Origin of the sequence: Rhodoferax sp. UBA5149 (assembly GCF_002413825.1) — a bacterium.
Lineage (GTDB): Bacteria > Pseudomonadota > Gammaproteobacteria > Burkholderiales > Burkholderiaceae_C > Rhodoferax.
Genome location: NZ_DHXT01000211.1, coordinates 13,374 through 16,744 on the forward strand (window position 1 = coordinate 13,374; position 3,371 = coordinate 16,744).

Here is a 3,371-nt window from a genome sequence, read left to right on the forward strand (position 1 = left end):
CACCCCAAATACGAAACCATGGGCTTGGCGGACTTGTGCCAGCACATTCACCAGCTCTACGCCAAATATGACATTGCGCGTCTGACCACCGACATGTACCTGAGCGACCTGATGCCGGCCATGAAGCCCAGTGACGCCTATGCCCATATCGCGCTGCGCAAAACCGAGCGCGTGGAGATTGATCATCTTGAAGGCCGCATCACGGTCGGACTGGTGACGCCTTACCCGCCCGGCATTCCACTGTTGATTCCGGGTGAAGTGTTCAACAGAAAGATTGTGGACTACCTCAAATTCTCACGCGAGTTCAATTCGCAGTGCCCGGGTTTCGAGAGTGACATCCACGGCCTGGTGGAAGAAGAGGGCGCCGACGGCCGAACCCACTACTACGCGGACTGTGTGAAGCCGTGACACTCGGGTTGTAGGCCCGAACGTTATCATGCACAGCCAGTCCTTCCGCCTGACCCTGATGGCGGCGATTGCGGCACTCTATTGCAGCACTAGCCAGGCGGCGTCGATCGCGCCCGTCGCGGCGGAACACGGCATGGTCGTCTCGGCGCAACAACTGGCTACCAAGGTCGGCGTCGAGGTTCTGAAGAAGGGCGGCAACGCCATCGATGCGGCCGTCGCCGTCGGTTACGCACTGGCCGTGGTGTATCCGGCGGCGGGCAACCTGGGCGGTGGTGGCTTCATGACGCTGCTACTCGCCGATGGCCGCAAAACCTTTCTGGATTTTCGCGAAAAGGCCCCGCTTGCCGCAACGGCCACGATGTATCTGGACCAGAACGGCAATGTCATCAATGGCTTGAGCACCCATGGCTATCTGGCGGTCGGCGTGCCGGGCTCAGTCGCTGGACTGGAAATGGCGCGGGCCAAATACGGCACCCAGGCGCGCGCCGCGCTGATCGCCCCGGCGATCCAGTTAGCAGATCGCGGCTTTGTGCTGAGCGAAGGTGACGTGGACATGCTGCTGACAAGCACGGACGATTTCCGCAAAGACGCGCCATCGGCGGCCATTTTTCTTAACCACGGCGAGCCTTTCAAGCCCGGCCAAAAACTGGTGCAGAAGGACCTGGCAAAAACCTTGCGATTGATCAGCCAGCGCGGCGCGGATGGCTTCTACAAAGGCGCGGTGGGCAGTGCCTTGGTGGCAGCCAGCACGGCGGGCAAAGGCATCATCACCCAAGCTGATCTGGACCAGTACACGGTGCGGGAAATGGCACCTGTGGAGTGCGACTACCGCGGCTACCACATCGTGTCGGCGCCACCGCCCAGCTCGGGCGGTGTTGTGATCTGCGAAATTTTGAATATCGTCGAGGGTTACCCCCTCAAGGAACTCGGATTTCGCTCAGCCCAGGCCGTGCACTACCAGATTGAAGCCATGCGGCACGCTTATGTGGACCGCAACAGTTACCTGGGTGACCCTGACTTCGTGCAAAACCCGCTGGACCGACTGCTTGACAAAGGCTACGCTGCGAAAATTCGTGCGGCCATCGACCCCGCCAAGGCGGGGGTATCCAAAGACCTCAAGCCTGGCGTGGCACCGCACGAAGGCAGCAATACCACGCACTACTCCATCGTCGATAAGGATGGCAACGCGGTTGCTGTCACCTATACCTTGAACAACTGGTTTGGTGCCAAGGTCACGGCGGCCAAGACAGGCGTGCTGCTGAACGATGAAATGGACGATTTCACCTCCAAGATCGGCGTGCCCAACCTCTACGGCCTGGTACAGGGTGAAGCCAATGCCATCGCCCCCGGCAAGCGGCCCCTGAGCTCGATGAGTCCGACCATCATCACCAAGGACGCCAAGCCTGTCATGGTGGTCGGCACGCCGGGTGGCAGCCGCATCATCACGGCGGTGACGCACACCATCCTGAACGTCATCGACTATGGCATGAACGTGCAGGAGGCCGTGGATGCACCTCGCTTCCACCAGCAATGGTTGCCTGACCTGACCAACATGGACACCTTTGGCGTCAGCCCTGACACCCGAAAAATCCTGGAGGACATGGGCCACAAGCTCGGTCCGCCGCAACCAGCCAACCATCTGGCCGCGATTTTGATCGGCGCGCCGTCTCTGGGTGGCACGCCGCGCGGAACCAAGCGCTTCTACGGTGCGAACGATCCGCGCCGCAACACCGGACTGGCGTTGGGCTATTGATTCAGGCGCTACGTTTTAGATAGCTTCTGGTGCCCTGAATACGGGGGCTAGCAGCCTATTTTATCAAGACTGCGGGGTTTCCACCACGGCCACGGCGGTCTGGCTGACGCCGCAGTCCACATAAGAAATCTGGCCCGTCATGCCGGAGGCCAGATCACTCAACAAGAACGCTGCGACATTGCCGACCTCTTCGATCGTCACGTTGCGTTTGAGCGGCGATGCGCTGGCTGAAATGGCCAGCAAGCGGCCAAAATCCTTGATGCCGCTGGCGGCCAGTGTCTTGATGGCGCCGGCGCTCAGGCCGTTGACCCGCATGCCCCGGGGACCGATGGCGTCGGCCAGATAGCGCACCGAAGATTCCAGCGAGGCCTTGGCCAGGCCCATGGTGTTGTAACTCGGCACGACGCGCACACCGCCCAGATAGGTCAGCGTCAGCAGGGACGATTTGTCATTGAGGTAGGGCAGGGCTGCCTTGGCCATGGCGGGAAAGCTGTAGGCGCTGATGTCGTGGGCGATTCTGAAGTTTTCACGCGTCAGGCCGTCCAGAAAGTTGCCGGAAATGGCTTCGCGTGGTGCGTAGCCAATGCTGTGAACAAAGCCATCGAAGGTGGGCCAGTGCGCGGACAAATCGGTGAACAATTTTTCAATCTGCGCGTCGTCACCGACATCGCAGTCAAATATCAGCTTGGACCCAAAATCTGCCGCGAACTCGGTGATGCGCTCCTTGAAGCGCTCGCCGACGTAGCTGAAAGCCAACTCGGCACCCTGCTCATGGCAGGCCTGCGCAATGCCATAGGCAATGGAGCGTTTTGACAAAACACCGGTAATCAGCAATTTTTTTCCTGTCAGGAATCCCATATCGTCCTCTTCAATTAGCGGGTGAGTCACCGCCGCATCGGCGGCGGAAGTTGATGCAGAATTGTCGCATGCGAAGTCTGCTGTTTTTTTTGGTGTGGGCGGTGTCCGTTCCGTCCTGGGCGGCGCACGGGTACGCCCTGTGGGGCGACTTGAAGTACGCGGCCGATTTTTCGCACTTTGACTACGTGAATGCCGACGCGCCCAGGGGCGGTGAATTGCGGCTGGTCAGCAATCTGCGGGTATCCACCTTCGACAAATACAACCCGTTCACGATCAAGGGCTCAGCGCCTGCCTATCTGGGCGAGCTGATGTTTGACTCGCTGCTCACAGGTTCTCTGGATGAAACCGCGTC

General features: G+C 59.8%; 2 protein-coding genes and 2 pseudogenes. 3 read left to right on the forward strand and 1 reads right to left on the reverse strand.

What is annotated here, in order from left to right:
• Nucleotides 1–408 (forward strand): annotated as a pseudogene (locus B3V69_RS19070) (lysine decarboxylase); the annotation flags it as partial.
• Nucleotides 409–466: 58 nt separating this feature from the next.
• Complete coding sequence (ggt, locus tag B3V69_RS19075; protein ID WP_296448861.1) at nt 467–2,161, forward strand: gamma-glutamyltransferase; 1,695 nt, start codon at nt 467–469, stop codon at nt 2,159–2,161.
• 63 nt (nt 2,162–2,224) lie between these two features.
• On the opposite strand, the gene fabI is transcribed toward ggt, so the two are convergent.
• On the reverse strand, nt 2,225–3,019 hold the full coding sequence (gene fabI, locus B3V69_RS19080) for an enoyl-ACP reductase FabI (protein ID WP_296448853.1): 795 nt from the start codon (nt 3,017–3,019) through the stop codon (nt 2,225–2,227).
• A gap of 68 nt (nt 3,020–3,087) precedes the next feature.
• Between fabI and B3V69_RS19085 the strand changes: the two are divergent.
• Nucleotides 3,088–3,371: pseudogene (locus B3V69_RS19085) on the forward strand (ABC transporter substrate-binding protein); the annotation flags it as partial.